Annotated in this window: 22 protein-coding genes; 6 read left to right on the top strand and 16 right to left on the bottom strand. The window is 47.1% G+C overall.

From position 1 onward, the window contains the following. Positions 1-157: 157 nt before the first annotated feature. The 5 genes from NST38_RS13090 to NST38_RS13070 form a co-directional block, all read right to left on the bottom strand. A complete protein-coding gene (locus NST38_RS13090; RefSeq protein WP_076249569.1) occupies positions 158-1,177 on the bottom strand; it encodes a dienelactone hydrolase family protein in 1,020 nt (339 codons plus the stop codon). Positions 1,178-1,368: 191 nt separating this feature from the next. Continuing rightward, on the bottom strand, positions 1,369-3,615 hold the full coding sequence (locus NST38_RS13085; RefSeq protein WP_253507892.1) for an MMPL family transporter: 2,247 nt from the start codon (positions 3,613-3,615) through the stop codon (positions 1,369-1,371). A 108-nt stretch (positions 3,616-3,723) separates the two neighbouring features. Beyond that, positions 3,724-4,878 carry a type III polyketide synthase gene (locus NST38_RS13080; protein ID WP_076249571.1) on the bottom strand — a complete coding sequence of 385 codons (1,155 nt, stop codon included), beginning with the start codon at positions 4,876-4,878 and terminating at the stop codon, positions 3,724-3,726. Positions 4,879-5,111: 233 nt separating this feature from the next. Then, positions 5,112-5,732 (bottom strand): flavin reductase family protein, encoded by a 621-nt coding sequence (locus tag NST38_RS13075; RefSeq protein ID WP_076249572.1) that lies wholly within the window; start codon positions 5,730-5,732, stop codon positions 5,112-5,114. A 169-nt stretch (positions 5,733-5,901) separates the two neighbouring features. Continuing rightward, positions 5,902-6,900 (bottom strand): ABC transporter substrate-binding protein, encoded by a 999-nt coding sequence (locus tag NST38_RS13070; protein WP_143781211.1) that lies wholly within the window; start codon positions 6,898-6,900, stop codon positions 5,902-5,904. Positions 6,901-7,322: 422 nt separating this feature from the next. Between NST38_RS13070 and NST38_RS13065 the strand changes: the two genes are divergently transcribed. After that, a complete protein-coding gene (locus tag NST38_RS13065) occupies positions 7,323-7,973 on the top strand; it encodes a hypothetical protein (RefSeq protein WP_076249574.1) in 651 nt (216 codons plus the stop codon). Positions 7,974-8,110: 137 nt separating this feature from the next. On the opposite strand, the gene NST38_RS13060 is transcribed toward NST38_RS13065, so the two are convergent. Then, entirely contained in the window at positions 8,111-9,346 is a 1,236-nt protein-coding gene (locus NST38_RS13060) for a multidrug effflux MFS transporter (RefSeq protein ID WP_076249575.1), read from the bottom strand. 6 nt (positions 9,347-9,352) lie between these two features. Further along, positions 9,353-10,096 (bottom strand): GTP pyrophosphokinase, encoded by a 744-nt coding sequence (locus NST38_RS13055; protein ID WP_036608962.1) that lies wholly within the window; start codon positions 10,094-10,096, stop codon positions 9,353-9,355. A gap of 245 nt (positions 10,097-10,341) precedes the next feature. Between NST38_RS13055 and NST38_RS13050 the strand changes: the two genes are divergently transcribed. Beyond that, on the top strand, positions 10,342-11,226 hold the full coding sequence (locus tag NST38_RS13050) for an alpha/beta hydrolase family protein (protein ID WP_083684268.1): 885 nt from the start codon (positions 10,342-10,344) through the stop codon (positions 11,224-11,226). Positions 11,227-11,313: 87 nt separating this feature from the next. Beyond that, entirely contained in the window at positions 11,314-12,030 is a 717-nt protein-coding gene (locus NST38_RS13045) for a YoaK family protein (RefSeq protein WP_076249576.1), read from the top strand. A 127-nt stretch (positions 12,031-12,157) separates the two neighbouring features. On the opposite strand, the gene NST38_RS13040 is transcribed toward NST38_RS13045, so the two are convergent. Further along, a complete protein-coding gene (locus tag NST38_RS13040) occupies positions 12,158-13,054 on the bottom strand; it encodes a LysR family transcriptional regulator (RefSeq protein WP_047842668.1) in 897 nt (298 codons plus the stop codon). Between the two features lie 138 nt (positions 13,055-13,192). On the opposite strand from NST38_RS13040, the gene NST38_RS13035 reads away from it, so the two are divergent. From NST38_RS13035 to NST38_RS13025, 3 genes are all read left to right on the top strand, one after another. Further along, positions 13,193-13,897, top strand: coding sequence for an O-methyltransferase (locus NST38_RS13035; protein ID WP_076249577.1), 705 nt, complete (start codon positions 13,193-13,195; stop codon positions 13,895-13,897). A gap of 77 nt (positions 13,898-13,974) precedes the next feature. After that, the gene (locus tag NST38_RS13030; RefSeq protein WP_076249578.1) at positions 13,975-15,285 is read left to right on the top strand and encodes an MFS transporter; all 1,311 of its coding nucleotides are present in this window, start codon (positions 13,975-13,977) and stop codon (positions 15,283-15,285) included. 148 nt (positions 15,286-15,433) lie between these two features. Next, positions 15,434-16,549, top strand: coding sequence for an AbrB family transcriptional regulator (locus tag NST38_RS13025; RefSeq protein ID WP_256719959.1), 1,116 nt, complete (start codon positions 15,434-15,436; stop codon positions 16,547-16,549). A gap of 129 nt (positions 16,550-16,678) precedes the next feature. On the opposite strand, the gene NST38_RS13020 is transcribed toward NST38_RS13025, so the two are convergent. The 8 genes from NST38_RS13020 to NST38_RS12985 form a co-directional block, all read right to left on the bottom strand. Continuing rightward, positions 16,679-16,882 carry a hypothetical protein gene (locus NST38_RS13020; RefSeq protein WP_017688872.1) on the bottom strand — a complete coding sequence of 68 codons (204 nt, stop codon included), beginning with the start codon at positions 16,880-16,882 and terminating at the stop codon, positions 16,679-16,681. A 77-nt stretch (positions 16,883-16,959) separates the two neighbouring features. Then, positions 16,960-17,223, bottom strand: a complete 264-nt coding sequence (locus NST38_RS13015) for a YkgJ family cysteine cluster protein (RefSeq protein WP_017688873.1) — start codon at positions 17,221-17,223, stop codon at positions 16,960-16,962. A gap of 162 nt (positions 17,224-17,385) precedes the next feature. After that, positions 17,386-18,234, bottom strand: a complete 849-nt coding sequence (locus NST38_RS13010; RefSeq protein WP_076249579.1) for a chemotaxis protein — start codon at positions 18,232-18,234, stop codon at positions 17,386-17,388. 225 nt (positions 18,235-18,459) lie between these two features. Next, positions 18,460-20,478, bottom strand: a complete 2,019-nt coding sequence (gene treP / locus NST38_RS13005; protein ID WP_076249580.1) for a PTS system trehalose-specific EIIBC component — start codon at positions 20,476-20,478, stop codon at positions 18,460-18,462. A 28-nt stretch (positions 20,479-20,506) separates the two neighbouring features. Continuing rightward, on the bottom strand, positions 20,507-22,228 hold the full coding sequence (treC, locus tag NST38_RS13000) for an alpha,alpha-phosphotrehalase (RefSeq protein ID WP_076249581.1): 1,722 nt from the start codon (positions 22,226-22,228) through the stop codon (positions 20,507-20,509). Positions 22,229-22,524: 296 nt separating this feature from the next. Then, positions 22,525-23,880 (bottom strand): C4-dicarboxylate transporter DctA, encoded by a 1,356-nt coding sequence (gene dctA, locus NST38_RS12995; RefSeq protein WP_036670619.1) that lies wholly within the window; start codon positions 23,878-23,880, stop codon positions 22,525-22,527. A 238-nt stretch (positions 23,881-24,118) separates the two neighbouring features. Further along, positions 24,119-24,811: a metal-dependent hydrolase gene (locus NST38_RS12990; RefSeq protein WP_017688878.1), complete on the bottom strand. Its 693-nt coding sequence runs from the start codon at positions 24,809-24,811 to the stop codon at positions 24,119-24,121. A 98-nt stretch (positions 24,812-24,909) separates the two neighbouring features. Continuing rightward, positions 24,910-26,601 (bottom strand): glycoside hydrolase family 13 protein, encoded by a 1,692-nt coding sequence (locus tag NST38_RS12985; protein ID WP_143781213.1) that lies wholly within the window; start codon positions 26,599-26,601, stop codon positions 24,910-24,912. Positions 26,602-26,931: the final 330 nt, after the last annotated feature.

Genomic DNA, 26,931 nt, shown 5'->3' with positions numbered 1-26,931 from the left:
TTTTCGATTCCCTTTTCTCAAGGGAAAATCCGGTGATAGCGTATGCTTCCGATGTAGCTTTCTTTCAGAAAGCTTTTAGGCGAAGTGTATGCTTTCGAAGTAGCTTTCTTGCAGAAAGCTTGTAGCTTCGCTTTTTCAGTTTTTTTAAGCCTCAGCTTCACAGAACTTGATCAAGCCAGTCATAAGCCTTCGCTCCGCTAATCTCATGTCCACCGGTAAAGAAATCCGCATCCAGTGATTCTGTTGCTCCCGCCTGCTCATATATGTGTGTCAAACGGGCATATGCCTCTCTCGCTGCAAGGATTGGGAACACCTGATCATCACTTCCAGCTTCAATAAAAAGTGGCCTAGGCACAATCAGGCCGATAAGATCCGGCAACTCCGCTTCACGCAGGATACCTGGCACATAGTTGTCCAGACAATGGTTCCGATCCAATATGCTGCCCTGGAATGTATTTGCATAACCGCTTACCACAGTTGCCCTGAACCGTTCATCCAACGCGGCTGTAAATGCGGTCACCAGCCCACCGCCCGAGATACCCATGCTTCCAATTCGCTCCAAATCCACTTCTGACCGAGTCGATACATAATCCAATACACGTGTTGTTTCATACACCCTATGACCGGCGAGGGTCTTCCCCACCATGAGCAGATGCGCAGCAATCTTCGTACAGGAGCTTACCCCTGGTGGCGCATCGCGGTCCTCTTCCAGTCTTCGATCACCAAATCCGAGCAACTCTGGAGCCGCAACCACATAACCACGCTTCACAAGAGCTACTGCAAAGTCCTTGTGTAATCCGGGCTCGCCTGTCCGTAGTGACCCATCCGGTTCCATACCCGATATCTCTCGGCTACCGTAGCCATGCCCATGACAAGCAACGATAGCAGGTCTCTTGTTTTCGGTAATGCTTCCATCACCCGGAATTAATAAATACACTGGCATGCGAAGTCCTGCATAGGTCGTGATTTCAATCCGCTCCCGAATATATCCGTCACATGTAATGCGCTCCAGTAAGACAGGATTCAGTGCGGCCGCCATCGTGGGAAAACCTCCCAGCCGTTCTTTCACACGTGTACGTAACTGACTGCGCCATAACTCCAGGGGTTGATCTGCATGATACGCGGAACGACCACGAAGATTCGTTTGTTGTTGTAGATAGGCTTCAATATCAGACATGGGCCTGTGTCCCTCCTGTTTTTCATAGGATAACGTAGATATAAGACTGTGATATGGAATTAATTCCATCCATTATAGAACATCTATGTCACCCATGAATTGAACATGTTTGCCTGTTTTGAATGGAATCACACGATTTCTAGCCAAAAAAAGGATATCTCCAACCTGAAGACAGGTTACGGAAATACCCTTCATTTCATCTGACCTGGCAGCCACCAGTTCCACCTGCCCATTAATTTCATCAATGCAGGTACCAGTATTAGACGGATTAATGTAACGTCAATCAACACCGCTGCCGTGATTCCGATCCCTAACTGCCTCACACCTGCGACTTCAGCAAAGGCAAACGGCACAGTCACCGCAAGCAGAATGGCCGCTGCGGAGGTGACCAGACGACCTGTAGAAGCCAATCCCTGTTGGACAGCCACATCGCTGTCTCCGGTTCGTCTATACACTTCCTGAATACGGCTCAGCATAAACACACCATAATCCATGGATATGCCAAACACCAATCCTGCAATGAATACAGGAATCATAATGGCAATAGCTGACGGCTCCATACCTAGATGTCCTTCATTGAACACCCACACCAATATGCCAAATGAAGCGGCTAAGCTGAGCAGATTCATCACAATTGCCTTGATTGGAATGAGCATCGATCGGAATGCCGCCAGTAACACAAGATAATTGGTGACCACTACAAATACCAGCACTTTGGGCAGTTGACTTGTGACTTCCTGCATTATTTCATACTGCTTGGCAGCTTCCCCACCATAACGTAGTTTTACGTTGTTGGAACCTGGTGCATGATCGCTATTCCTCATTCGTTCCAGCAAGTCTGCAACCTGTTCCGAACCAGGCTCCCCGTGCACCGTGGCTATCAATCGAATCGAGTGATCAGAGACCGTTGAACGCAACCATGCCGTCCTGGTTGACTCCTTGCCTTCTATGGAAGGAGTTAGCGCCGACGGTGGAATTTGAAAAAGGCTTTGCGAACCGTTTTGATTCGGCTGTAATAGGCCCCATGGTGAAACAATGCTCAATACGCTTGAGTCCTGCAGTAGTTGACGGGCTTTGTGGTGGGCCAAATGCCAGTGAGAGGCAGTCAACAGTTCCTGCTGTCCGCCAATCACGATCTCGATGGTGGAGGTATTCTTTTGCCCCAAATCATGTTGCAACTGCTCTGCTGCCTGGCGGGAGTCCATTCTCTCTGGCAGTGAAGAGGCATCCGGGACGGACAGTTCCAGCTGGGTTACTGGATAAACACACAGGAGAAGCACAACCGTACCTCCAATGGCCATACTGACGGGTCGTTTCATGACCATTGCTGACCATCTATGCCATACCGAGCGTCTGGGTAACCAATGGACTAACTTTCGCCTGAATACCCGATCCGCAGACAGTGATAGGAGAGCTGGCAGCAGCGTAACATTTAACAGTAGCGACAGGAGCAGAACAATAATAGCCCCCAATGATACACTTAGAAACATCGGCAGTCTGATCCAGAGCAAACCCAGCAGCCCAAGGAGCACGCAAGCTGCCGAGAACAACACCGCTCTGCCTGCTGTACGTAATGTTCGCTGAAGAATCTCGCTCCGCAAAACCTCGCTCTGCATATCCAGGCTACTGCCCGTAACGTTAACTTCGTCTTCATCTTCGTAGGCCCGCTGAACTTCTTCCCTGTACCTGCTCAGGATGATCAGGGCAAAGTCTATACTCAGTGCCATGCCCACCATGGGAATCACATTAATGATAAAGTTGGACAATTCCAGATGATAACCAAGGAGTGACGTGACTCCCATCGCAGTAATCACAGCACTGATCCCCATCATGACAGCAATAAACGCGGCATATAGCCCCCTGAATGCAAAACACAAAACGATCAGGGCAATCGGTAGGCCCACCATCTCTGCCCGTTCCAGATCACGAAAGCTCAGATGATTGACATCCTGCTGCACGACTGCCTTCCCCGTCAATTGCACCGTACCTGGACCGTCTGTTGCCAGCACGGCGCGTAGCTGCTCCAGTGGGGGACCCATCTGATGCGCGGGCACATCCATTTTCACAAGGGCATATGCCCTTTGGTCTTGCAGCGTCACTCTTTCACTAACATCCAGAGGGGATGTGATAGAGGTTACCGCAGGCAACACTTGAACCTGTGTCAAACGATCCTTGATCCACTGCCGGAACTGTAACGGCGAGGTATTTTCCTTTTTCTCAAACACCAGAATAACCGGATCAGCAGGAGTACCGAATTCGTCCTCCAGAACAAGTTCAACCGCTTGCGCATCCCCGTGAACCCGTTTTAATCCGTGATCCTGAACAATGTTAGGTAACTTCCATGCCCAGACCGCTGACATCCCGATGGTAAATACCCAGCAGAGAATAATGAACCGCGGATATCGGCTGATGAAGGCAGCAAGTCTGCGATAACCCATACCTAAGCTCCTCTGCGATCAGATTAGTTATTCGATTATGTTCATCGGTAAGATCATAAGCACATTCATACACTTGCGGTGTATATCTCCTTCACTCGGGTTCGTGAACTATTGGATGCCATGATTCACAGGTGTTCTGTTCGCTATGGGGGCAGGGATGTATGTAAAAGGAAGTAACTCTGCTGTCAGTCCCGGGCCAAAGGCCAGCGCTATCCCACTGGAATGCTCTTCCTTCTGTCTGTAATCCTCGCGGATGGCTTGAAGAACAAAAAGAATCGTCACGGACGACAGGTTGCCATAATCCCGCAGGATGTTTCGGCTGTAGGAGACCTGCTCATCTGTCAACTGATACAGCTTCTGAACGGCATCCACGATGCCTCTGCCTCCCGGATGGATCGCCCATATTTCCGGTAAACCGCTCCCCTCCAGCAACCGTTCTACCTCTGGACCGAGATGCAAACCAAGCAACTTCGGAATCTGTGGTGACAGGTAGAGATCAAAGCCTGTATTGCCGACTTCCCAGATCATTTCTTCTGCACAATCCGGGAGCAGCGTTGAGTGCCCTCGGCCTAGTCGAAAACATTCATTGCGGTCTGTTCCGGACGCACCAATAACACAGGCAGAGGCACCGTCTCCGAAGAAAGATGCAGCATACAGGTCGTCCCGTTTGGCAGATGGCTGAAAGTGAAGTGTACATAGTTCCACACACACGATGAGAACCGTAGCCTTCTGATCTGTCGTTACAATGGAATTCGCCAGTTGGATCGCCTTCAGACCGGCTGCACATCCTTGAAACACCAGTGGAATCCGGTTGATCTGCGGTGACAGTTCAAGCTGTTGGATCAGCCGAACATCAAGTCCGGGCAGGAATTGCCCCGTGCAACTCACCGTAATGAGATGTGTAATTTCCGAGGAGGTTACGTCTGCATCCTGAATGGCCTGTCCGGCCGCCTCGAGACCAAGTGGAACAGCAGCAGCTTTGTATTTGCCCATACGCTCGGATGTAGTCGGAACCTCCTCCGCACTGGTAAAGGGTAAATATCGGCAAGAATCAACAGGCTCAAGCAGATTCGGTTCACACGTGTACCGAGTCTCCACACCGCACTGATTAAAGATTCGTTTGGCCCACCTTCTCGCATCCGGCTCATGTTCCAGCGCTTGCGCGAGACGGGCAGACACATCCTTTTGCTCAATACAGTGGGCAGGCCACGCCGTTCCTATTCCCATAATACATGCCCCAGTATTTGCCTCAAGCTGGTTCATCGGCTTAACCCCCTTATAGTACGTGTTCAAAAGTAGGCTTTTTAAACAACCTATATATAAAATAGGTTCATATGACATGTGTGCAGGATATAGTACAAGTCTATTCACTACCTGTCCTGTTTATGTTCATATTAACAAGCAAAGGCGGACAACTTATGCGAGTTTCGCACGTGCTGTCCGCCTTTGATACCGGATTAAACCCGTTCCTATATTACATATTCGATCTGTCAGAACTATTCAGGCCGAATTATCGTGAATCTCTCCCCAAGCTTGGCATAATCATTACCCGCCAGTCGGCTGACTGGTTTCAAATGATCCATCAGGATATAGCCCTTGTCCGGATTGTAGACTTGTTCGCTGAAATGATACTGTACAATGCGTACCAGCAGCAGGTCACTCACTGGTTTGCCCTCATCATTCGTGATCGGAATGTGTTGATACAGCTCACACTCCATCCGAATGAGTGCTTCCTGAATTCCTGGCACAGCAACCTTGGTACTTTGCACTGTAGTCAGTTTTGTCCGCTCAAGCTCACTTTCGTGGGGTTCCAGTATGGCTGCTGTCTCATTCACTTCTGTTATGATTGCTTCATCACAGATATGCACGACCAGTTCTTGATGAGCAATCACATTACGTGCAGTATCTTTCATGATACCGTCTTTACGTGCAATAGATATGGATAACAGCGGCGGGTCCGAACTAACCACATTAAAGAAACTAAAAGGCGCTGCATTAATTACACCATTCTTATCTGAAAGTGTCGTCACAAAAGCAATTGGACGTGGCACCACCGAACCACTCATCAGTTTATAGTTGTCTCTCCCCGTTATTTCACGTGGATCCAATGTGTACATATGTAAATATCCCCTTCCATGCTCGTGAAGCAAATGACAACTCTACTTCATGATACGACAATGTTTCTACTTCTTTATTATATATCGTAAAATGCTAAATTAACAAAAAAACTCCCTGGTGCCCACTGCACCAAGGAGTTTGAACATGCCATTTCGTATTGGCTATTTCTTATTTAACGATGCTGTTCTGAATGTCTTCCATAATTTGAAGGTTCGCTTGAACTCCACTATACAGCCAGCTGCTAGAACGGGTAAATTCAAAGACATTACCTGTCTTTACAGCAGGAATGCTCTGCCATACGGCATCTTTCAGCGCTTCTGAGCCTGCTCCCTTGTCACTGTTCACCAGGAATAGATAGTCTGTGTCCATTTCCGCGATCTTCTCCAATGAAATCTCAGACCAGTTACCCGTTGCTTTCGCGGATGCTTCCTTCACAACATTAGGCTCTGCAAGTCCAAGTTCGTTGTACATCACTTCACCACTGGAAACATTGTTGCTTACAACATAAAACTTGTTATTGAATAACCACAACGCTGCAGCGGATTTTGTTCCTCCAGTAACAGCAGTTACTTTTTCTTTGATTTCCTTTGCCTTGGCATCATAATCATCAAGCGCCTTCTGCGCTACATCCGATTTGTTCAAAAGCTCGCCGATCTTGAGCAGAGCCTGACGCGAGTCCTTGTTGACCTCATCTCCGAGTACATAAGTAGGGGCAATTTTGTTGTACTGTTCGTATTTCTCCCCTTCCACTGTACTTTCAGAACCCATAATAATCAGGTCTGGTGAGAAACTGGCCATGGCTTCAAAAGGTAGATCACTTGCAATACCAGGTATGCCATTCAGATCATTTTGCAGATAATCCTGCAAACCATTGCCGTTGTTGATGGACCACTGTGCCGCTGGCTTAACACCGAGTGTAACGAGATGGTCTTCCAGATAAGACGCGATGACACGTTCAGGGTTAGCCGGGATGGTTACTTCGTGTCCCATTGCATCTGTTAATGTGCGCTCTGTAGCGGCTTCTGTTTGTGTCTCAGTCTCCGTTTTTGTATCGTTCTCTCCTGCTGCTCCATTCTCTGCAGGCTTCGCTCCACACGCGGCCAACCAGATGGACATAACCATCACCGTCATTAGAAGCATGATCATCTTTTTATTTCTCTTAAACACTTGATATATCCCCTTTCAATTCATTATAGAAACCTTATTCGGCGCTATTGTGACAGATTTCAATGTTCAAAAATATTGAAACTATTATTGATACATATAATATCCGCATGTACGTTTGTCCGATTCCATTGACAATGATAATTGTTATCAGTTCAGTTGTCAATTCGATTATATTCTGCGCTATACAGTTGAACTAAAATTTATTTACACTGACACTACGATGATAGAACAACCTTCCAATCGCTGTTATCCCCAGATTTTTTCAATTCCTCTTTCTCTAAGGGAAAATCCGGTGATAAATGCGAGCGCTTCGCTTTTTCAGGTTTTTTCTATCTTCTCCGTTTGGTGTAAATGATTAGTTCAACTATATAGATCATTTAAAATCTTCTTGACGGCATTCACCTATAGGCGGATGCCGCCATATGCTGAATGCAGAATACGACGACAGGAAGGATGTTCTGTACATGTATTACGAATATAACCCTTATCTAAGTTATGGAGAAGACCGTTCCTTTCAATTGCCTCCCCTGTTCCCAGGAGGTGGCGGTGGCGGCACACCGGGTGGTCCAACGTTTCCTGGTATCCCTGGCGGTCAAGGCGCCTATCCTCCATACATTCCAGGCGGAGGACCCGGTCCATATATCCCCGGAGGCATTCCAGGTACAATCCCGGGTACAGCACCAGGCGTACCTGCGCAACTGACTCAAGGCAACCTGCCCACCCTACTTAGTGCCTATCCTCGTCCGGTAGGTCAGCCTCCGGCAGAAATGCTTTTTCTGTATAACCTGATCAAAAGCAGCCCGGGTCTGCTCCCGCTCTTCCTCCAGCAACAGCCGCAAAGTCTCACTCAAGCTGTGCAATTTGCACAGACTGGTGCAGCGGCACCACTAGATAACGAAGAACGTGCGCTGCCCAACTTTTGCTATAACCGGTGGTCCCTTGTCTTCACATACAATGATGTCTACCTGATGTGGCCTGCAATTAATCTGTTTGGTTTTGTGGTGGGGTACTTCTATCCATTCCTCAGGCCAGGTATACTGTCCAATACACAGATTTTGTTTGCGCTCTGCTAAACCTGTCCTTACCTACAGCAAGAGCCCCACTTGGAAGCATAATTCCTTCCAAGTGAGGCTCTTTTTCGTCCTTTTATCCAGATGCACCTTTACATTACTAAGACTCCATAAACGCAAGGTGTACATAATCAGTACATTTAACTCAACACTTGATCGTTCTGGCACTTCCTGCCTTTACTGACCATTAGGAAGTAAATCACCAAGGCACCGAGATCCGCACACGCAATAACGATTCCCATTGGCACAGCTGTGCCTTCTCCCCTGAGACCTACGAGGGGAGCGACAATACCTCCGAACAGGAACGTCATCACACCAATAAGCGCAGAAGCACTGCCTGCCGACTTCTCCTGATTGGCCATCGCCAAGGCAAAGGACGCGGTATTGACCAACCCAACACTGGATACCACCAGAAATAACGGAATCAGTACAGAGATTAGATTACCTCCAGCCAGAATGGCGATGAGCAATGAAGTTCCTCCGAGCGCCGCGGTTAGCAGCCCCGCGATTAACAGGCGATTCTCTGATACCTTTCCTGCAAGTCTACCGGCAATCTGACTGGCCAGAATAATGCCTAACCCGTTAATGGCGAAGCATACACTGAACATTTGCGGGGATACCCCGTATATTTTCTGAAGCACAAACGGTGAACCTGATATATACGCAAACATGCCAGCTGCTACAAACCCTTGGGTTAACGCATAACCCATAAACTGACGATCCCCTGCGATTTGGCGAAACGTAATTAATGTCTGTTTCAATCCCCCGCTTGATCTGCGGTTGGAAGGTAATGTCTCTCCAAGACCGAAAATGACAGCCAACAACGTCAGTATACCGATGAGGCTGAGCAAAATAAATACGCCGCGCCACGATGTATACGTCAACAATTGTCCACCAATGATTGGTGCAGCAATCGGGGCTACGCCGTTAATCAGCATTAACAGAGAGAAGAACCGTGTCAGTTCCGGGCCCGAATATACGTCTCTGACGATTGCGCGCGAGATGACAATCCCTGCCGCTCCAGCTACACCTTGAATGAACCGCAGCACAACAAAAGAGCCCATCGTCGGGCTAACCAGGCAAAGTATGGAGGCGATCGTATAGAGCACAAGCCCTGCAATGAGCGGTGTTCGCCGACCACGTACATCACTTAGAGGTCCGGCAAGCAACTGTCCAACCGCAAGTCCAATCATACACGCCGTCAGACTGAGTTGAGCATACGAAGTAGATGAACCAAACTCATCAGCCAGCGTGGGCAATGCGGGTAAATACATATCCAGGGACAACGGCCCAAAGGCCGACAGTGTCCCCAGAATTAAAGCCATTCGTACACGAGATGTGGAGTTTGTGTTCAATGAAGCTGTTGTACTTTTCATCAAATACTACTCCCCGCTACCCAGTAGCTTGAGCAGGTTGGACGGCAGTGTGAACTGTTGATTGTTAATAATAATACGGCGCAATTCTTCTTCATCCCGCTCGTTATCGGCGTCCTTAATCTCCTGAATTTCCCGGTGAAGTCGCTCCATCTGTTGATCCAGCGCATTTGCCGAATCTGCCGCACTCTTTAACTCTCTGGTCAAATGCTCGGGAACATCCTTATTGTATTTATAAAAAATCTTATGCTCCAGACTCGCCCAGAAATCCATCGCGATTGTACGGATCTGGATCTCCACACATGCTCGTTCCTCACCATTGGACATGTACACAGGCACTTCCACCAGAAGGTGAAGGCTTTGGTAGCCGTTTGGCTTTGGATTCTCGATATAGTCTTTGACCTCCAGTACACGCAGATCACTCTGGTTGCACAGCATATCCTTAATGCGATAGATATCCGAGATAAAGGAACATGTAATCCGTACCCCGGCGATATCCTTGATATTTTGCTTGATGCTCTCAAACGTTAACTCATGATTTTTGCGGAACATCTTATTCATAATGCTCTCAGGTGATTTCAGTCTGGACTTTGTATGCTCAATTGGACTGTAATCATGCAAAGACTGGAATTCTTCCTTCAGGACTTCAATCTTGGTCTCCATTTGATCCAGAGCAAATTTATAGATCATCATAAATCTGGTAATTTCATATTTGAATTTCTTGAATTGATCAATTGGATGTGGAGCGTTCATCATGGCTTTCTCCCTTTCTTTCTGCACACTAAAATTAGTTTTATGAATATGAGAACAAGCGGTCAATCCACATGTCTCCTGAACCATTATAAATCATATGGAGCCAATAAACGAATTTCTCACATTTGGGCTGGCGATTCAGCCTGGAAGGTATGGGAACTTATTTTACGCGCATCCTATAGAAGCATCCCTGTCATTTGGCCTGTTATTACCGATGAAAGAGGTTGATTTTCCTGCTCTATCAAGTGACGTATTCATCCGATACACTTCGGGTTAAAGCTTATTTATACCTGCCACAAGGTTGTTCATTACCTGATATCACGACATATGAAACTTCTCATCCCGGCTCTATCTCCTCTGCCTTTCCAGACTTCGCTTCCATACATAAGCCTCTACATCTTCATCTGCAACCGCTCGCCAGCCATTACCCTGCTGCAACAATACATGATACGGATAACTTACCGGAACAGTGGCCGGTTTTGATCTATTGCCGCGGCGGACTTGGCAGCTATGGCGGGGTAAATACCGTTTGGCTTGAGCAATTTGTACATAAAGGTTATATCGTGTTCGCCCCATCCTATCGTGGCAACGAAGGAGGTGAGGGCCGTGACGAGTATGGCGGGAAAGATGCCGAAGATGTGCATGCCGCTTACCGGTTGATACAGCGTTTACCCTTTGTCGATCCGACTCGGATATCGTTAATGGGGTTCTCCCGTGGGGCCATTAATGCTGTACATACCGCAACGACCTATAATGAGGGACATGACAGAGTACATAAGTTAGTTCTTTGGAGCGGTGTCGCCGATGTGGAACGCACTTACCATGAGCGAACCGACCTGAGGCGCACATTGAAACGGGTGCTGGGTGGTTCCCCACGCACGGTTCCAGAAGCTTATCTCGCCCGTTCTCCCTTGTCGAAAGCGAACAAACTATCTTGTCCCGTGCTAATCATGCATGGTACATCAGATACACAAGTGAATTATAGTCACGGAACCCGAATGTATCACTGGCTTAAGCGGCGAGGTGCAGACGTCACATTTCACGCTTATGGCGGGCAGGATCATCATTTTCACGAGAAAATACATCAGTCAGCGGTGAACAATATGTTTGATTGGCTCGCTGCACCTTAAGTCTTGCGCGAATGAATTTCATTTTGAAGATGCATGGGTTATGGCTGTATACTGGAGGGGCTACGTTTTTTTGAAAGGACGGATAGGATGAATCAAAGCACCCTCCAAAAATACGCCATGTTGCTTCTCTGTATGTCTGCCGGAATGGTGGACCTGATCGGATATCTGGGACTGGGGCATGTGCTCACAGCCAATATGACGGGAAATGTTGTACTGCTCGGTATTGCCATTGCCCGTGCTCAGGAATTTGTCGTGCTGCGGTCATTGCTTGCTCTCATCGGTTTTATTGCCGGCAATGCCATTGCAGCACATATGGTTGGACCTGTGCAGACCAAAAATGGCTGGTCTTCTAAGGTCACAGCCGTATTTACTGTTGAAAGCATATTGCTCCTGCTGTTCGCGATCGCCATGATTAGTCCATTTTCAGAACAACTGTCTTATCTGTTAATTGTCATCCTAGCCGTTGCAATGGGGATGCAGACAACTGCGGCACGCCGCATTGGCATTGCTGGCATCTCAACAACCGTGCTCACCAATAATTTGGCCGCTGTGGTTGAGGATACCGTGAGCATCCTCAAAAAGCTGCGACGTGCCAATATCCGATCGTTAACCAAAGCCTTGTCCACAGACTCCTACCTTCGTGCAGGTGCTGTTGTCATCTATTTGATCGGCGTCATTGCAGCCGCATTGTTATTCCACCGTGTGCCCATGATTGCAGTCTGGATTCCTGTCCTGATCATTGGCGGCGTAACCCTATACGCCCGATTACATGCATGGGGAACTTCACAACAAAGTGAAGGTTAATAAAAGTTAATAATAGAAGAAGTACCCTGTCCATGTTCAAGTGGCTGTTCAAAAGTCCGCTTTAGGATACTGAAAACTGGTCTTTTTGAACACGTACTTTAAGTTGTTTTAAGTACAATCACGCTATTTATTTCATCAAAGTAGCTTCTTGGCGGATAAGCTTGACCAGATGCTGTGCAGCAGGTGATAATACCTCCCCGGCTCGTGTACATACGGCAACCGTATTTCTCAGCTGTACACCTCGAACAAACACACGTGCCAGCCTGCCTTGCTGCACATCTTCGTTCACAACCAAAGAAGATATAAAGTTGGCCCCATAACCTGCCTTCACCGCACTAATCGTTTCGTTCAGTCCGTTGAACTGAAGCGCAATGCGGGGAGCGGCCAGGTTATTTGTTGTGCAAAGGGAAACGAGTCGCTCACGTGTAGCACTGCCTTCTTCGCGCATGATGAACGGTTCTGCCATCATCTCATGCAGCTCGATTTCTTTTCCCGCATACGGATGGTCAGGGTGCACAACAAACCACATCTCATCGTCAAACAATTCATCCCATTGGACACCTGCATGTGTGATGCCACTTCCACCATACACTGCAATCTCTGCCTCATAACGAAGTAATTGGTCAAAAGCCATCCGGGTGTTGGTTGTGCTAACAACAATCTCCACATCCTCGTGCATTTGCTTAAACCGCGCAATCCAGCCCGGCAACAGAAAATTTGAAGGCAAGTAGGTTGCCGTAAGACGGATCAGTCCTTTCTTGCCCTCCCGAAAATCCTGCACAAAATTCTCGACATCCTGCTCCAGCATGAACAGACGTTCCGCATAACCTGTCAACTGTATCCCCGCATCCGTAAGCACCAGTCTTCTTCCCTCCGAAACAAAAAGCTGGATTCCCAATTCACGTTCAAACTTCTTCACCTGAGAAGATACCGCAGGTTGACTAATATTTAGTTCCTCTGCGGCACGAGTGACCCCGCCATATCTCACGATGGCATGAAATAATCGTAATCCATGCAGATTCATGTTTACACCTCTTCCACGCCAAATACATAATCTAAAGTTATATTATCATACATAATATATATTTTATTTATATATCTGCTCCATTTATAGTTGAAATATGAAATCCAATACAAGGAACAAGGAAAGGAACATGTGAACATGAAAAATATAAATACGACCAACCTACAGCATACCTGGACTCAAGTCGACTACTACATGAATGATCTGCTGATTCCATCAGATTCCCTACTGGAACATACACTGCAAAGCAATGCCGAAGCTGGACTCCCTGCTCATGACGTAACACCAAATCAAGGAAAGTTACTTCAGCTCCTGCTGCAAATCCAAGGCGCATCCCGTGTACTTGAAATCGGCACATTGGGTGGATACAGTACCATCTGGATGGCAAGAGCCCTGCCTGAACACGGACGCATCGTCTCACTGGAATCGGAATCACACCATGCAGACTTGGCCCGAGCCAATCTCACACGAGCAGGACTGATGCACAAGGTTGACCTGAGAGTTGGTCCTGCCCTAACCACCCTTCCCGATGTTCAGGAAGAATACAGGGAACCGTTTGATATGATCTTCATCGATGCTGACAAACCGAGTAATCCCGATTATCTGAGATGGGCCCTGCGACTGACTCGGCCGGGGAGTCTTATTATTGGTGATAATATCGTCAGGGACGGTGAAGTGATCCGCACAGACAGCACAGACCCCAGAGTTCAAGGCGTTCGATCATTCCTGCAGTTGATCGCGGATCACCCTCGGCTTGAAGCTACAGCACTGCAAACGGTTGGTAGCAAAGGTTACGATGGATTCGTCATTGCTCGTGTGATTGATGCCTCTGAACCAAAATAAACAGTGGTCAATTCTTCCGCAAATTCCCCTTTCCTGTTAAACTGGAATCACTGCACAGGCAGACTGGGGGGAACCACTTGAGAGTTTTACAACATATTAATGATGAAATTCGCGGCTGGTCCCGCAATATTCAACTGTTTTTCCTGGCTAGCATTCTGTATCAGATCGGAAATGGCATGTTCTCTGTCTTGTACAATCTGTACATTCAGGGTCTGGGCTATAATGATACAATGAACGGCCAGATTGTAAGTATTCAATCACTCGCAACAGCCATTATGTTTGTTCCTATCGGTCTATGCGGTGATCTATTCAGCCGCAAGCGATTACTCATTACCGGGGCGTTATTCAGCGGAATCTTTCTGATCGGACGCTCCTTCGATTATTCGGCTACAGGACTGATTTGGTTCGCGGTATTCTCTGGCCTTTTCGCTGGGGTATTCCAAGTATTGGCCATTCCTTATCTGGCGGAAAACGTCAAGAAAAGCCAGCGGCTGAAGATGTTCAGTTATTATTCATCCCTTGTGCTCGCTTCCCAGGTTCTTGGTAGCCTGGGTGGCGGCGTATTCGCAGATTTGTTACATACAGTAGGACTCGCCAAAGTGACCGGATTGCAGACGGTTTTATTTATCGGTGGTGCAGCAACACTGGCTGCATTTATTCCACTGTTATTTGTAACCGAAGGCAAGGCTGCTCCGCAGACAACAATTCCGGCGCAACCCGTTCTTCAACCCAATGCGGAGCTAAAAGAAAGTTCAACAAATACCCCAAGCACGGACGATTCGATCACGAAGAAAAAAGATTCCCGACTGATTGGTCAGTTTATAGTGACTCAGTTGTTAATTGGATTAGGTTCCGGACTGGTTGTACCGTATCTGAATCTGTATTTCACCAATCGATTCTCGGTTTCTCTGAGCGGCATGAGCTTACTAATTGCACTTGGTCAGATTATGACGATTGTATCCATGCTGATTGGTCCTACCTTGGCGGCAAAGGTCGGAAGCGTAAGAGCCGTTGTCATTTTCCAGGTCATGTCGCTACCCTTCCTTCTATTAACAGGCTTCACCAATCTGTTGTTCATCGCTTCGCTCAGTTTCTTATTCAGACAAGCATTGATGAACGCAGCCAATCCCATTCATTCAGCGATACTGGTGGATCGGATCTCGGACAAACGCCGCGGCATTGCCAATTCACTGATGCAGACCTCGTTCATGATTGGATGGGCGACCATGGGACCCGTTCAATCCTATCTGGTCACTACATACGGAACGTACTGGGGTTACGCGATCACATTCAGCATCACAGGCTGTCTATACGTTATTTCATCACTGATGTACTATGTAATGTTCAGAGAACCCAAACCTTCCGCTACGGCTCTCGCAGGATCTTAATGAATTGAACAGTAGCAGTCTGGTTGTTCCGCAGATAACGCAACGTATCTCATCATCAGGAGTGATCACACATGAACATGAATCCTTCATTAAACCTGAATGCATACCTGAATCTCATACCACCTCATTCAACCGGTAGGCTAAACGGATGGAACTGATGCGCAAGCTTGGTTCCCACGTTGTCTTTCGGTTTTTTCTTAGTCTGGGTGTCTCTGTTCTTGGCGGATTGCTGTTCACAGTCATTCATACACCAATCCCGTGGTTGCTCGGGCCAATGGTATTTATGCTGCTTGGCTCCCAAGTCGCCAAATGGCCGCTCATGTGGCCTGCCTCCATTCGGGACTATGGCATTCTGATTGTTGGTTATTCGATTGGACTCACCTTAACTAAAGAGGCCCTGCACGGCATTTTGCAACAACTTCCCATGATGCTTCTGATGACCTTGCTGTTAATCGGATTGTGTGTAATTACGGCCTACATCGCTTCAAAGATAACCGACTTTGACTTCCCCTCCCTGCTGGTTGGCAGCATTCCAGGAGGACTGTCCCAGATGGTGTCCCTTGCAGAAGAGATGAAATCCATCAATCTGACGCTGGTTACCTTTTTGCAGGTGACTCGGCTGATCATGATTGTCTTCTGTGTTCCGTTCCTGCTGTTCAGTCCGTGGATTGGAGGTATTGCAGGTGGCGGTTTGGATCATCCGTTCATTGACGTAGCGACGTGGGGTTCCCTTTTCCCCGAGATTCTTGTCTATGCTCCGCTCTGTGTAGCGGGTGCATGGGTTGCACGCAAACTCCGATTTCCGACGGCCTTTATGCTGGGTCCCATGATCGTCATGTGTGTCGTTCAATTAAGTACAACGATGCACACGCCCAGTCTGCCAGTCTCCCTCTTAAACGTATCGCAATTGATGATTGGCAGCCACGTTGGACTGATGCTCAAGCCGGAACAGTTGCAACGCAAGACACAGACAGTCACTCTAGCGGTGACTAGTAGTGTACTGCTCATTGTTGGTGCGCTTGGATTGAGTTATCTATTAATGAATGTGTTCTCCCTCTCCGCGGCAACCTCACTACTCAGTATGGCCCCTGGCGGCATGGATCAGATGAGTATCATGGCACATGAAGTGAATGCCGATCTTTCGGTTGTATCCGGGTATCAATTGTTCCGCATCCTGTTTATCTTTTTCATCGTCTCTTCCGTACTGAAGATGATTCTAGTACATATGTTAAAAGAAAAGAAAGCAGAGCCCTCACTTCAATGATCATATTTCGCCCCGATTCCATGACAAAGAGAGTATCCATTTGATGTCACATCCTGCGGATACTCTCTTTTATTTGTACAGACTCATCTTCAGCATTTGGCTTCAGTCAATTTTAAGCATAATGACTACTTATGAATAAATTCGGTTGTACATCCAGCCTACAATGCCCACCGTAACCACTGTTGCCCCAATAATAAATGCATAATAGCCAATCTTACTTTTGGACTCCGAAGTCTGATGGTCATAATAATCCGAGTTACGTCGGTAAAACCCCATCCATAACTCTCCGATCATATTCACAACAACCAATACAAAACGTTTAACAAGCCCCATTGTATTCGCATCTCCTCTCTCTGATCAACCTTCTTCCCTATTAAGTATAATTATCCCAATTCATTAAAACAACCTACTCATATTACCTTTGGTGCAGTTTCTTGCTCCAACCAGGTTAGAATATCAAATGCTTCCTGATCGGTGCTACCACACATCTCTTCCTCAGCTTGCAATCCACTGCATACCGCAGGACGATCTTTTTGGCCAAAAATTCCGCAGCGATTATCATCGGTAAGCTGCACACAACGTACACCTGCCGGCTTGCCATGAGCCATGCCCGGTATCGGTGATGATATGGAGATCGCGATACAACATGCGGCACAGCCTGTCCTGCATTCCATACATATTCCCTCCTCATTTCAATAACTATAGTACATACAATACATGTTCAAAAAGACCGGTTTTCAGTACCAAGAAGATGGGCTGAATTCCATATTCGATGCTGATGATGCCATTAGGCATCCTTCGTAATCAAAAGCGGACTTTTTGAACTACCTCTGATATTATGAGCGATTTATCCAGGTCCAGGTTCGAGCCAGCCCCTGAGCAATTCTCCGATTCATACTTCGATTGGAAAAATACCCCCCATGACTTAGCGGATTCCAACTCATAGCCACGCCGCCAGAGTTCACTTCAATGTCTTCTTTGACCGCTTTCTCATAAGCGGGATCAATGGGGCGTAACGGATAACCCAGAATATCGTCCCGATCGTAGAAGTTCACCCATTCCCCTTCCAGCCCTGCATAATACTGATTCACATGGGAAGAGGGCACCTGTATTGGGCAACTAAAGTCATGATAACGCAAACTCCATAAGGGCAGGGTTGTACCAAACGAGTAAAAATTGGTCAGGGTGTCACCTCGCTCCAAAGCCGAGTTCACATCCACAACCTCAGGAACACGACTGGACGGATATTGCAGATCGTAGAAGAAGTTACTGGCGATTACGGCACCCAGACTATGGGCAACCACACAGAGCGGAGCTTCCGGTCCATTACGCTGTGCAAGGGTATGCATCGCCTGATTCAACGTTCGATGTACAGCATCATAGTTATGGCCTTGATTTTCCACTGGTTGATAAGCAACCGCATCAGCCAGGTAATGGATGACAAATCGGCGCAACGCCTGAAAGTTCAATCCCGGAGAGCTGACGAGCTGTTGAAAAAGCGCCTCTTCCCGCTCCTCAAATACATCCGCCCAATATACAGGTTCGATATCCAGCATCTGTTTGGAGGCTCCAGGCAAGACCATTACCTTGTCCAATTCCTTATGCAAACAAGCAATCAGCTTGTCCGCGTACCCATCCTTCCGCATACCCAGCCCATGAATGACCATCACCGCAATACGTGTCATGGCTCTCCTCCTCATCGATCTAGGAACTCTTTCTCCACCATATGAACGCCACGACTCGAACATGCCTGAAGCTTGCTTTGTCAGAAGAACCTTTCCAACCACCATTATTTTAAAAATGTGATTCTTCCATTTTATATACAGTTTACCATGATCGTCATGAAAATAACGATCATACAGCAAAAAGGAGCTACATATCACGCAGCCCCTTCTTGTTGTTGTATTCAATTAACCTTTCAGATGAACCTTCAACACACCATTTTGATTAGATGTAACATCACCTGTCGTGACTTCCACCCGTTCAACCATATCCTGACCATCTGGAATGATAATCGGTGTAATCAGCGGGTATCCCGCATCTTCAATCACCTTACGATCAAACTCCAACAGCTTTTGTCCAGCCTTTACATGCTCGCCAGCTTCCACATGCATGTTGAAGCCTTCACCTTTGAGGGATACCGTATTAATCCCGACATGGATCAGAACTTGTAATCCACTCGCGTGTTCAAGAATCACTGCATGTTTACTTTTGATCACATGAGCTACCTGAGCATCAAACGGGGCAACAACAACGTTGCCGGAAGGTTCAATTGCTACACCCTCACCCATCTGTTTCTCGGCAAAAGCCGGATCTGGTACTTGCTCCAGTGATACGGCCTGGCCTGTTAATGGCGCCATGATTTCCAGTGTATTCACGGCTTCGTCTCCTACTTGAGCTGCACTACGTGTGCGCTGGTTTGGATCTTTTTTTGCAGTTGAAGAGGTAACACCCGAAGCAGACTGCGATGTAGCCGCTTTAGGCTCATTAACGGTTTCATTGCTTGCACTACGATCTTCTTTTCTCAGTTTGGCTCTGCCAAAAAGAACGGTCAGTACAAACGGTACAACCAGGACAATCGCCATGCCGATGAAGAAGACACCCCATTTGTCAGGGAAAATCGACAGGAATCCAGGTACACCACCTACACCGATGGAGGTTGCCTGAACATTATTCATCGTCAGCAGTACACCACCAATCGCGGAACCGATCATACCAAAGATAAACGGATAACGGTAACGGATATTCACTCCGAAGATCGCCGGCTCAGTTACCCCGAGGAAGGCCGATACCGAAGACGTTGCCGCAAGGCCTCTCATTTTCTTTTCACGCAGGACAAGCATCATCGCAAGTGCCGCCGAGCCTTGTGCGATATTGGACAATGCCAGCATTGGCCACAGGAACGTACCGCCTTGACTACCAATGAGCTGAACATCCACCGCGAGGAACGTGTGATGCATACCGGTGATAACGAGCAAAGCGTACAGACCACCGTAGATCAGACCACCCAGCGCCGCGTATGAATCGTATACATAGATCAAGCCGGAAGTAATTGCATTTGCAATAGCAAATGTAACCGGTCCAATAATTGTAAATGCCAGGAATCCGGTAATCAGCAACGTAACTGGTGCAACGACCAGCAGTTTGATCGAATCATGTACCCTTTTATTCAGGAAAATTTCCATCTTTGCAAGCAGATAGGCCGATACCAGTACTGGCAAAACCTGCCCTTGATAACCAATCTTCTCAATCTCCCAACCGAACAGATTCCATGTTGGCACCGTGCCATTATTCACAGCATCAGCGTAACCATATGCACTCAGCAGATCGGGATGTACCAGAATGAGACCCAGCACGATCCCGAGCAGCGGACTGCCGCCGAACCTTTTTACAGCTGCCCAACCAATTAGCGCCGGCAGGAACGTGAAGGCTGTACTTGCGATCGTATTAATAATGGACGCAAGATCCTTCCAGGCTGGATAAACATCCACTAATGATTTTCCATCAAAGAAAATGCCTGGACCTGTCAGAATATTGTTAATCCCGAGCAAAAGACCTGCCGTAATGATTGCAGGCAAGATTGGAATGAAAATATCCGAGAGTGTTTTGATCGCTCGCTGGATTGGATTTTGCTTTTTACCAGCAACCGCCTTCACATCATCCTTGGAAGAACGATCTCCCCCGGTAATCTGAATCATCTCATCATAGACTTTATCCACCAGACCAGGCCCAATAACGACCTGGAATTGTCCTTGGGAAGAGAACTGACCTTTAACCAGATCATTCTGATCCAGACTTTCAGTATCCACTTTACTCTCATCATACAAGGCAAACCGGAGTCGTGTAACACAGTGCGTAGCAGCTTCAATATTCTCTTTGCCACCGACTGCCCGGACGATCTCCTCAACCTGTTTTTTATCAATTGCCATAGTGTCACTTCCTATTTATAAAATGTGATTAGTCCTGTTGTGGCACAAGCCACATATAGGATGCATACGGACTGAGAGAGATTTCCTGCGTCAGCACAGGGGCTGCCTCCGTATTTCCTATGAGTAACTCTGCTGATTTGCTTGCAATGTGATCATTCCAGACTGCTTCCGGAAGCGAGAACGTGACGTCTCGTTTACTGAAGTTGGATACAACAATCAAGGTTTCACTTCCATTGGTCCGTGCGTACGCGAATACATCCGGATGTGCATCGTCCAATCGTTCATACAGACCGTCGATCAGCACGTTAACCTGTTTACGTAGGGCAATCAATTTGCGGTAGTGGTAGTAGATCGAATCTGGATCAGCCAGCTGCTGTTCCACGTGAATGGAAGGATACCGCTCATCCACCTTCAGCCAAGGTGTTCCAGTAGTAAATCCGGCGTTCTTACTTCCATTCCACTGCATCGGTGTGCGGGAGTTGTCCCGGGAACGCTCTTTTACAATGTTGAAAGCTTCTTCAGCGGATTTGCCTCGTTCTTCCTGAAGCAGGCGGTACATGTTCGTTGATTCGATATCGCGGAACTCGCTAACGTCATTCCAGACCGGATTCGGCATGCCGATCTCTTCACCCTGGTAGACATAAGGTGTACCTTGCATGCCGTGTATCGTTGTTGCAAGCATCTTCGCACTTTCGGCACGATAATCACCATCATCGGCGAAACGGGATAGTGCCCGCGGCTGATCATGGTTATTAAGGAACAGCGCGTTCCAACCTCCACCGGCCTGCATGCCAGTTTGCCACTCACTAAAGAGCTGCTTCATCGCTTCGAAATCATACGGCATCAGTTCCCACTTCTGACCATTCGGATAATCCACTTTCAGGTGATGGAAGTTAAACGTCATCGAAAACTCCCGGGAAGCCGGGTTCGAATATTGGATACAATGTTCCAGTGTTGTGGAGGACATCTCCCCTACGGTCACCATGTTGTAAGGCCCGAATACTTCATCGTACATCTCGGTGATGTACTCATGCACACGCGGTCCATCCGTGTAGTATTTGCGTCCATCACCCGGTGACACGCTACCATCATCATCAGGGAACCGCTGGTCTTTGGAGATCAGGTTGATCACGTCCATACGGAAACCATCCACACCTTTTTCGGCCCAGAACTTGATCATATCCCGTACAGCTTTGCGTACTTCTTCATTCTCCCAATTGAGATCTGCCTGCGTTTTATCAAATAAAGTCAGGAAATATTGTCCCGTCTGTTCATCGAACTGCCAAGCAGGCCCACCGAACTTGGATTGCCAGTTGTTTGGCACACCGCCATCCGGAGCAGGATCTTTCCAAATATAATAATCCCGATACGGATTATCCTTGGAAGAACGGGATTGCTGGAACCACTCATGATCGGTCGAGGAGTGATTCACCACGATATCAATCATCAGTTTCATATCACGAGCCTTCAGACCTTTCAGCAGTTCGTCAAAATCCTCCATCGTCCCATAATCCGGATTAATCCGGTAATAGTCCGCTACGTCATATCCATTATCATGCTGCGGGGATACATATACCGGCTGCAACCACACAATATCGATACCCAGATGCTGCAAATAATCAAGCTTCTCGGTTAATCCACGAATATCTCCAGTACCCGATCCGGTTGTATCATTAAAACTCTTCGGATATACCTGATACACCGTTGATGTCTTCCACCAAGATGACGGAGTTGTGTTATTAGAACTCATGTTAACGCCTCCAATAAATTGTAATGCTCTTATGTGATGTTCTCGGCTAACTTCATATCTATATTACATAAGTAAACATGTATATACAAGTTGAAACTATAATATGTATATTCTCCGCCTCTTCTACACATTCCCCATAAATCTTTCCTCTGTAACATTTATTTTGGAACCTGCGTTCGTGAACCCAATGATATCTGTATTGGGACAACAAGAAACCGTCTGTTCTTCCCACGATTGGAGTGGGCAACAGACGGTTTAATTTGGTTGAACTTGGTTGAACTTTTCAAAAACGCTTCTTACGACATCTCCGGTGAAACTACGGCTTTCCCTTGTTTTTCCTGCATATTCAACTTCAATAGAGATAGTGCAGCTTGCTCTTCCCTTTCCAGTTCAGCGGCACTGATCTCACCAGAGAGTACGGCACGCATTCGCTTTTGATCCAGCAGACCTTCCCATTTTGCCACCACAAATGCTGCGACACAGTTGCCCATCAGGTTGGTGAATACACGCATCGTATCCATGAATCGATCTGCACCAAGCAGCAGAGCAACCGCTGCTACCGGAAAAGCATTAACAGCCACTGCTGTTGCGGACAGGGCCAAGAATGCGGAGCCAGGTACTCCTGCCATGCCTTTGGAACTTAACATCAACACCAGCAAAATCGTAATTTGCTGCATCAATGTCAGTTCAATCCCTACGGCTTGAGCAACAAAAACCGTTGCCAACGATAAATAGATTGAAGCACCATCCAGATTAAACGAATACCCCGTCGGCACCACAAGACCCACAACCGCACGATCACAACCCGCCTTGGTTAGTTTGTCCATCATGCGTGGCATCACCACTTCTGATGACCCGGTTCCAATCGCCAGCATCACTTCAGAACGGGTATATTTCACAAATTGCAGGAAATTCAGCCCGGTAATCCACCAGGCAGCCAATGCCAGCATGACCAGAAACAGCAGTGCTGCGCCGTAACAGGCCAGAATCAGCAGACCAAAGGACGACAATGTGGAAGCCCCATAAGCACCTACCGTGTAGGCCATGGCTCCAAATGCACCAATCGGCGCGAGTTTCATGATATAACCGATGATACGAAACACAATGCCGAGCAAGTTCTCAATCAGCGTCAGTACATTCTCTTTTGCCTTACTCTCTGTTGCTGCCAGGGCAACCCCGAACAGGCAGGCCACGAGCAATACTTGCAGAAGTGCATTTTGTGCAAAGGCATCTACAACACTTGTCGGAATAATATTCATGATAAAGTCTACCGTATGCGGTAACTCGGAACCATTGGTTTTTGCTTCAATGCCGCTTGCATCTATCGTTGAAGGGTCCACGTTCATTCCGGCACCGGGGCGAAGCAGATTGGCTGTTCCCAATCCAAGTACCAGCGCCACTGTAGTTGCAATTTCGAACCACACGATGGCTTTCAGTCCGATGCGACCTACTGACTTCAGATCACCGATCTTGGCAATACCTGTCACAATCACCATGAAAATCAGTGGTGCGATGATCATCTTGATCAATTTGATGAAACCTGTTCCGAGCGGTTGCAGCAAGCTACCCAGATCCGGCCACAGGATGCCTACACCAATCCCGATGATTACCGCTACAATAATTTGAAAAAATAATGATTTCATAAATGACATGAACGCTCCCCCTGTTTGCGGTCAATTCGGATTTCCGTTTGGTTTCCGTGTAACTTTTTATATCATTCTAAAAGGGAGTTCAACAATGGAATTTCAATGTTTTTGTCATTTGTACCAACTCTATTGGTGAAAATTGAACCTGAAACCGAAAAAAGACGAATATCGCGTCAGTTATCTTGACGTGATATTCGTCTTTATCCATAAATCCATTTATTATTGAACAGGGGTTAAATGTGCATCACAGGGTAATCGATTCTCCCGGGGCTAGCACACGTCCTTCCAACCCTTTTGCAGCCAGTTGTTGCACGAAGTGTTCTGCATCCTGACGAATTACCGGGAACGTATCATAATGAACCGGAATCGTCAGTTTGGCATTAAACCATTCGGCCGCTTGCAGCGCATCCTCAGGTCCCATCGTGAAATGTCCACCAATCGGCAAGAAAGCTACATCAATATCATGACGATCACCGATCATTTTCATATCCCCGAAGAGACTTGTGTCTCCGGCATGCAAAATCGTTTTACCACCAATATTAATGATATATCCAGCAGGCAAACCTGCATACATGATCCGTTGTTCTTCTTCGAGCACAATCCCGGAAGTGTGGAACGCCTGAATCATTTTAGCTTGAGCAAAATCAAGATCCACCGTTCCGCCCATGTTCATGCCGAGTGTATCCAGACCTTTCCAAGACATATATGTAGCCAATTCCACAATAGCCACAACTTTGGCGTTATTCGCTTTGGCAATAGGTTCAGCATCGAGGATGTGATCCATATGTGCATGTGTCAGCAACACAACATCTGTCTTAATATCTTCAGGCTTTGTGACGGCAAGTTCGTTGCCACGCAGGAAGGGATCAATGATCAGAGACTTTTCTTCTGTGCCCAGCTGTACACTGGAGTGACCGTGGAACGTAATATTCAACAACTTGGATTCCTCCCGACATATGTTTTGATTATTTTGAGAACCACTATTTATTATAAATCATAGCTCTTCACCAACGCAAAATTACGCTAGCCTCTGTGTCACCGCTGCTTACGATATACCCTTGCTTCATATGGTTGAAGCTGAATGGCACCTTCATCGGTAGAATAACGTCTGCTCACATTGCTGATGATCAGCTTGGCATGCTTGGAAGTCCAGTCTTCTGGCCAGTGCATCTCAGGCTCATGCCCACGGAAATTCAGAATGACCAGCATCTGCTCATCATCCAGCGTTCGTGTATAGGCATAGATATCCGGATCATCCGGCAACAGCAATTCATACGCGCCATAGATAAGCACTTTATGTTGTTTGCGAAGCGCAATTAACTTACGGTAATAATGCAAAATGGATTGCGGATCACTTTCGGCATCAGCCACATTAATCTCAGGATAATTATCATTCACCTGAATCCACGGCTGACCCTGGGTAAAACCTGCGTGTTCCGTCTCATCCCATTGCATCGGCGTGCGGGCATTATCGCGACTCTTCAGCCAGATCGCCTGCATGACTTCATGCTTCGACTTACCTTGACCAATGTAATGATTGAAATAATTTTTGGTCTCGATGTCCCGGTATTGTTCGATATTCGGGAAAGCGACATTGGTCATGCCGATCTCTTCTCCTTGATAGATGTAGGGGGTCCCTTCGAGTGTAAGCATCCATGTCGCCAGCATCTGAGCAGAACGCACCCGATATTTACCGTCATCACCAAAACGAGAAACCGGACGTGGCTGATCATGGTTCCCCATATAATTGGCGTTCCAGCCTCTACCATGCAAAACCGTTTGCCACCGGCTCATGATTTCTTTGAGATCTGTCAATTTCCATTCCTTATAGTTCCATTTACCAATTCCGGAGGATTTGGCATCGATAAACATATGCTCAAACTGGAATACCATATTAAGCTCATCACGATCCGTCCCCACATAAGCCAACGCCTGCTCAGGTCCAAGTCCTGAAGTCTCGCCAACTGTCATGGGTCCGTAGGGTTTCAGGATCATGTTATTCAGTTTCTTCAGGATGGAGTGTACCTGTTCCAGGTTGGAAAAGAGCTGATACGCTGGAACCACCGGCAGATTATCCGGATTGTGGGCACTTGGCAGACCCTCTGCCTTGGCGATATGCGCTACTGCATCGAAACGGAATCCGTCGACCCCTTTTTCCAGCCACCAATGCACCATCTCATACATCTCTTCTGCCATCTGTGCATTGTTCCAGTTGAGATCCGGTTGCTGTTCGGAATACAGATGCAGATAATATTCATTTGTCTCGGGATCATGCTTCCACACCGAACCTCCAAAATAGGACTCCCAATTATTCGGCACCTGCCCATTTTTGCCTGAACGCCAAATATAATAATCCCGCTTCGGATTCATCTTTGATGAACGCGATTCAGCAAACCACGCATGTTCATCTGACGTATGATTCAGCACCAGGTCCATCATGATCTTGAGACCACGCTTGTGTGCCTCTGCCAATAATCGATCAAAATCCTCCATCGTGCCATACTTGCGTAAAATGCCGTAATAATCCCGGATATCATATCCGTTATCATGTCCTGGTGAATCGTAAATGGGACAGAGCCAGAGCACATCTACGCCCAAATTCTCCAAATAATCGAGATTCTCATAGATCCCCTGCAAGTCGCCATATCCATCTCCGTCCGAATCCTTAAAGCTGCTCGGGTAAATCTGGTATACCACACTCTCTTTCCACCAAACGATATCGCCCACCTCGCTCTCATCATTGTCTACTATATAAATTGAACTAAAGAATATTTACACTGGACTCCGATGACAGAACAACCTTCCGATCACTGTTATCCCCAGATTTTATGAATTCCCCTTATAAGGGGAATTCATAAAATCTGGGGATAGCTTATGCTTCCGATGCAGCTTTCTTTCAGAAAGCTTTTAGGCGAACGCTTTCGCTTCTTCAGGTTATTTCTGTCCTCTCCGTTTCGTGTAAATGTTTAGTTAAATTTATATATAATCTCTGCTCACTGTATTAAGCCGTTAATATGTTTTATCCGAAATGATTCCCTTGTAAACATTTGAAAGGTA

Origin of the sequence: Paenibacillus sp. FSL H8-0104 (assembly GCF_038050215.1) — a bacterium.
In the GTDB taxonomy this organism is placed as follows: Bacteria; Bacillota; Bacilli; order Paenibacillales; family Paenibacillaceae; genus Paenibacillus; species Paenibacillus amylolyticus.
This window is presented reverse-complemented; position numbering and strand designations above follow the sequence as displayed.

Bases quoted from the DNA above. Each gene is read 5' to 3' on its own strand.
- NST38_RS13090 (WP_076249569.1), bottom strand. From the start codon at position 1,177: ATGTCTGATATTGAAGCCTATCTACAACAACAAACGAATCTTCGTGGT.
- NST38_RS13085 (WP_253507892.1), bottom strand. From the start codon at position 3,615: ATGGGTTATCGCAGACTTGCTGCCTTCATCAGCCGATATCCGCGGTTC.
- NST38_RS13080 (WP_076249571.1), bottom strand. From the start codon at position 4,878: ATGAACCAGCTTGAGGCAAATACTGGGGCATGTATTATGGGAATAGGA.
- NST38_RS13075 (WP_076249572.1), bottom strand. From the start codon at position 5,732: ATGTACACATTGGATCCACGTGAAATAACGGGGAGAGACAACTATAAA.
- NST38_RS13065 (WP_076249574.1), top strand. From the start codon at position 7,323: ATGCTGAATGCAGAATACGACGACAGGAAGGATGTTCTGTACATGTAT.
- NST38_RS13060 (WP_076249575.1), bottom strand. From the start codon at position 9,346: ATGAAAAGTACAACAGCTTCATTGAACACAAACTCCACATCTCGTGTA.
- NST38_RS13055 (WP_036608962.1), bottom strand. From the start codon at position 10,096: ATGAACGCTCCACATCCAATTGATCAATTCAAGAAATTCAAATATGAA.
- NST38_RS13045 (WP_076249576.1), top strand. From the start codon at position 11,314: ATGAATCAAAGCACCCTCCAAAAATACGCCATGTTGCTTCTCTGTATG.
- NST38_RS13040 (WP_047842668.1), bottom strand. From the start codon at position 13,054: ATGAATCTGCATGGATTACGATTATTTCATGCCATCGTGAGATATGGC.
- NST38_RS13035 (WP_076249577.1), top strand. From the start codon at position 13,193: ATGAAAAATATAAATACGACCAACCTACAGCATACCTGGACTCAAGTC.
- NST38_RS13025 (WP_256719959.1), top strand. From the start codon at position 15,434: ATGGAACTGATGCGCAAGCTTGGTTCCCACGTTGTCTTTCGGTTTTTT.
- NST38_RS13020 (WP_017688872.1), bottom strand. From the start codon at position 16,882: ATGGGGCTTGTTAAACGTTTTGTATTGGTTGTTGTGAATATGATCGGA.
- NST38_RS13015 (WP_017688873.1), bottom strand. From the start codon at position 17,223: ATGGAATGCAGGACAGGCTGTGCCGCATGTTGTATCGCGATCTCCATA.
- NST38_RS13010 (WP_076249579.1), bottom strand. From the start codon at position 18,234: ATGACACGTATTGCGGTGATGGTCATTCATGGGCTGGGTATGCGGAAG.
- treP (WP_076249580.1), bottom strand. From the start codon at position 20,478: ATGGCAATTGATAAAAAACAGGTTGAGGAGATCGTCCGGGCAGTCGGT.
- treC (WP_076249581.1), bottom strand. From the start codon at position 22,228: ATGAGTTCTAATAACACAACTCCGTCATCTTGGTGGAAGACATCAACG.
- dctA (WP_036670619.1), bottom strand. From the start codon at position 23,880: ATGTCATTTATGAAATCATTATTTTTTCAAATTATTGTAGCGGTAATC.